The organism is Novosphingobium sp., from assembly GCF_036820275.1.
Lineage (GTDB): Bacteria > Pseudomonadota > Alphaproteobacteria > Sphingomonadales > Sphingomonadaceae > Novosphingobium.
In genome coordinates, this window is sequence record NZ_DAISLT010000086.1 from 1 (window position 1) to 4,792 (window position 4,792).

Here is a 4,792-nt window from a genome sequence, read left to right on the forward strand (position 1 = left end):
GGGCATAGAGGAAGTCGAAACCGTAGGCGCTGTTGAGCCGGTGCTCGCCGGCGGTATAGGCGCGGCGGTCGGCCTGGGGATGGTCGCCGCCGATCTCGGCCACGGTATGGACTGCGCCGAATTCGTCGCAAAGAGCCCGCAGCCGCTCGACGAAACCCACCATGTCCGGATGCGATTGGCTGTAGGTCTTGAGCTGATAGTCGAACGGGCGGGTGCGGACGCGGCCGTCGGCGGGGGCAGGAGGATTGTCCCGCAGCAGCGGGTCATGCATCGCGTGGTTGAGCGCGTCGAGCCGGAAGCCGTCGACCCCGCGCTCCAGCCAGAACCGCGCCGCGCCCAGCACGGCGTCCTGCACCGCGGGATTGTGCAGGTTGAGCTGCGGCTGCTCCTTCAGGAACGTGTGCATGTAGTATTGGCGGCGGCGGGCGTCCCATGTCCAGGCAGGGCCGCCAAAGACCGACTGCCAGTTGCAGGGAGGCGTGCCGTCCTCCCTGGGGTCGTGCCAGACGTACCAATCCGCCTTGGAGTTGCCCCGGTCGGCGCGGCTTTCCGCGAACCAGGGATGAAGGTCCGAGGTATGGGCATAGACCTGGTCGATGATGACCTTGAGCCCCAGGGCATGGGCATGGGCGATCAGCGCGTCGAAATCCGCCATCGTCCCGAACACCGGATCGACCCCGCAGTAATCGGCCACGTCGTAGCCGAAATCGCGCATCGGCGAAGTGAAGAACGGGGAGATCCAGATCGCGTCCACCCCGAGCCGGGCGACGTGGTGGAGGCGGCGTGTGATTCCGGGAAGATCGCCCACACCGTCGCCGTTGCTGTCCTGGAAGCTGCGCGGATAGATCTGGTAGATCGCCGCGCCTTTCCACCAGGGCCTGTCCGGAGCGGCCTCGGCAGCGATCAGGGGAAGCGGGCTGTCTTCGGTTTCGGTCAGGCTCATGCGTACCTTCCGCGAATGGGATTGCCGCAGGTCATACCATCGCTGCCCCATCCTTGCCGAGGGCGCCGCGCGAATTTTTTGCGGCGCTGCACAATCGCCCTTGCCGCAAGGCAAGGCTGTGGTAGCCATGATGGAAAGCGAGGGAAACTGCGGAGCGCATGCCGCGTTATCCCGGCTCTAAACTACGCCGATTGCAGGACTTTTGCGAGAAAGGGATTGCGACGGCCAGACCAGGAGTGTGCCCGTGGCGACCGATCCTGTTTCCAGCAGCGAGACTGCATTCCCCTCGGAAATGGACAAGCATATCGTGCGGGTGCTGCGCCAGCGCGTCGGCAAGGACGAGCGCGCGGCCAAGCAGCATGACTGGTACACAGCCTCGATCCTCGCCCTGCGCGACGAGATCATCGAGAAGTGGATCGATTCCACCCGCCGCACGTACGATTCGGCCGGCAAGCGGGTCTATTACCTCTCGATGGAGTTCCTGATCGGTCGCCTGCTGCGCGATGCGCTCTCGAACATGGGCATGACCCGCGAGTTCGAGGCGGCGCTGCGCGCCCATGGCCTGGACCTTGCCGCGCTGGAGGAACTGGAACCCGACGCGGCGCTGGGCAACGGCGGCCTTGGGCGACTGGCGGCCTGCTTCATGGAAAGCCTCGCGACGCTGGACATCCCTGCCTATGGCTACGGCATCCGCTACGTGAACGGCATGTTCCGCCAGCGCATCGACGACGGCTGGCAGGTCGAACTGCCGGAAACCTGGCTTGCCCACGGCAATCCCTGGGAGTTCGAGCGGCTCGAAAGCACTTACCGTATCGGCTTCGGCGGCGAAGTCGTGGCCGAGGGCGACGGGGTGTTCTGGCACCCGGCCGAGCAGGTCGAGGCGACCGCGATCGATACGCCGGTGGTCGGCTGGCGCGGCAAGCGGGTGAACACCCTGCGCCTCTGGACGGCCAGCCCGCTCGACCCGATCCGGCTCGACGCTTTCAACGCAGGCGACCACTTCGGCGCCCTGGCCGAGCAGGTCCGGGCCGACAGTCTCGTGCGCGTGCTCTATCCCGCCGATTCCAGCCCGGCGGGTCAAGAACTGCGCCTGCGGCAGGAGTATTTCTTCACCGCCGCCTCGATCCAGGACATCGTGCGTCGCCACGTCCAGTACCTGGGCGATATCCGTACCCTGCCGGAAAAGGCGGCGATCCAGCTGAACGACACGCACCCTTCGGTAGCGGTGGCCGAGCTGATGCGCCTGCTCGTCGACGAGAACGGCCTGGAATTCAACGAGGCCTGGGACCTCTGCCGCCGGACGGTGTCCTACACCAACCACACGCTTCTGCCCGAGGCGCTGGAATCCTGGCCGCTGCCGCTGTTCGAGCGCCTGCTGCCGCGCCACATGCAGATCATCTACGCGATCAACAGCCGGGTCCTGCGCGAGGCGCGCAAGGCCGGGTGCAGCGATGCCGAGATCGCCGCGATCTCGCTGATCGACGAGGGCGGCGAGCGGCGCGTACGCATGGCCAACCTTGCCTTCGTCGGCGCCCATTCGGTGAATGGCGTGGCCGCGCTCCATACCGAGCTGATGAAGCAGACGGTCTTTGCGGACCTGCACAAGCTCTATCCCGACCGGATCAACAACAAGACCAACGGCGTCACCCCGCGCCGCTGGCTTCAGCAGTGCAATCCGGGCCTGACCCGCGTGATCCGCGAGGCCATCGGCGACGGTTTCCTCGACGATGCGGAAAAGCTGTCCGATCTCAACGCCTTCGCAGGCGATACGCAGTTCGGCGAGCGCGTGGCCGAGGTGAAGCGGGCCAACAAGGCGGCGCTTTCGGACTATATCAGGAAGACCATGGGCGTGCGTCTCGATCCCGATGCGCTGTTCGACGTGCAGATCAAGCGCATCCATGAATACAAGCGCCAGCTGCTGAACCTGATCGAGACCGTCGCGCTCTACGACCAGATCCGCAGCCACCCGGAGCGGGACTGGGTGCCGCGCGTGAAGATCTTCGCCGGGAAAGCCGCACCGAGCTATCACAACGCCAAGCTGGTCATCAAACTGGCCAACGACATCGCCCGCCGCGTCAACGCCGACCCTTCGGTGGGCGGTCTGCTCAAGGTCGTCTTCGTACCGAACTACAATGTCAGCCTGGGCGAGCGGATCTTCCCGGCGGCGGACCTTTCGGAACAGATTTCGACCGCGGGCATGGAGGCCTCGGGCACCGGCAACATGAAGTTCGCCCTCAACGGCGCACTGACCATCGGCACGCTCGACGGCGCCAATGTCGAGATCAAGGATCATGTCGGCGACGACAATATCGTGATCTTCGGCCTGACGGCGGAGGAAGTCGCGGCGAAGCGGGCAAGCGGCTACAACCCGCGCGAGGTGATCGACGGTTCGCGGGAACTGCGTCAGGCGCTCTCGGCGATTTCTTCCGGCGTGTTCTCGCCCGACGATCCGGATCGCTACAAGGACCTGATCGGCGGCATCCACGACCATGACTGGTTCATGTGCGCGGCCGATTTCGACAGCTATGCCGCCGCCCAGCGTTCCATCGACGCGCGCTGGGAAGACGTGGCGGGCTGGCGGGCCTCGGCCATCAGGAACATTGCCAATGTCGGTTGGTTCTCTTCGGATCGGACGATTTCCGAATATGCCAAAGACATCTGGAAGGTCCTGTGACGCCGCCGGAAAGCGCCCTCGAATCCCTGCTGCAAGGCACCCACGCCGACCCGTTCTCGCTTCTCGGCCTCCATCCCGGCCCAGGCGGCTCGCACGCCCGCGCGATCCTGCCGGGTGCGGAGACGGTGGAAGCCTTCAGCCTCGACGGCCGCAAGCTGGGCACGCTCGGCAAGGTCGATGACCGCTTCCTGTTCGAAGGCAAGCTGCTCGGCAAACCGCAGCCGATCCGTTACCGCTGCTCGGCGGATGGCGGCGACTGGCTGGTCACCGACCCTTACACTTTCGGCCCGGTGCTGGGGCCGGTGGACGACCTGCTGATCGCGCAAGGCACGCATTTCCGCCTCTTCGACAAGCTGGGTGCGCATATCATCCGGCACGAGGGCGCCAGCGGCGTCCACTTCGCGGTCTGGGCGCCCAATGCCCGGCTGGTCAGCGTGGTCGGCGATTTCAACGACTGGGACCCGCGCCGTCACGTCATGCGCGACCGCCGGGACATCGGCGTCTGGGAAATCTTCCTTCCCGACATCGCCGACTATCGCGCCTACAAGTACCACATCGTCGGTGCCGACGGCATGGTCCAGCCGCTGAAGGCCGATCCTTTCGCGTTCATGTCGGAAATCCGCCCGGCCACCGCCTCGATGACCGCGCACCCGGCCAAGCTCGACTGGGGAGACGAGGCTCACCGCGCGCATTGGGCCAAAGTCGATCCGCGCAAGGTGCCGGTCTCGATCTACGAGGTCCACGCCGGGTCCTGGCAGCGCGACCGCTTCAACTGGTTCCTGAACTGGGACGATCTGGCGGACCGGCTGATCCCCTATGTCGTCGAGATGGGCTTCACCCATATCGAATTCCTGCCGATCAGCGAGCATCCCTACGATCCCTCCTGGGGCTATCAGGCCACCGGTCTCTACGCCCCAAGCGCCCGCTTCGGCGAACCCGCCGGTTTCGCGCGTTTTGTGGACGGTGCCCACCGGGCGGGGATCGGCGTGATCCTGGACTGGGTGCCCGCCCACTTCCCGACCGACGAGCACGGCCTCGTCCGCTTCGACGGCACCGCGCTCTACGAGCATCAGGACCCGCGCCTCGGCTTCCAGCCGGACTGGAACACCCTGATCTACAATTTCGGCCGCCGGGAAGTGCAGAGCTTTCTCGTCAACAATGCGCTGTTCTGGGCC

Annotated in this window: 3 protein-coding genes; 2 read left to right on the forward strand and 1 reads right to left on the reverse strand. The window is 65.6% G+C overall.

Annotation, left to right across the window (positions count from 1 at the left end):
- Positions 1 to 943, reverse strand: a 943-nt coding sequence (locus tag V7066_RS28665) for an alpha-amylase family glycosyl hydrolase (protein WP_334186324.1), incomplete at its 3' end; no start/stop codon positions are given.
- 292 nt (positions 944 to 1,235) lie between these two features.
- Between V7066_RS28665 and V7066_RS28670 the strand changes: the two genes are divergently transcribed.
- Entirely contained in the window at positions 1,236 to 3,617 is a 2,382-nt protein-coding gene (locus V7066_RS28670) for a glycogen/starch/alpha-glucan phosphorylase (protein ID WP_442947398.1), read from the forward strand.
- On the forward strand, positions 3,614 to 4,792 hold a 1,179-nt coding region (locus tag V7066_RS28675; protein WP_334186326.1), incomplete at its 3' end, for a GlgB N-terminal domain-containing protein. The genes V7066_RS28670 and V7066_RS28675, both read left to right, overlap by 4 nt.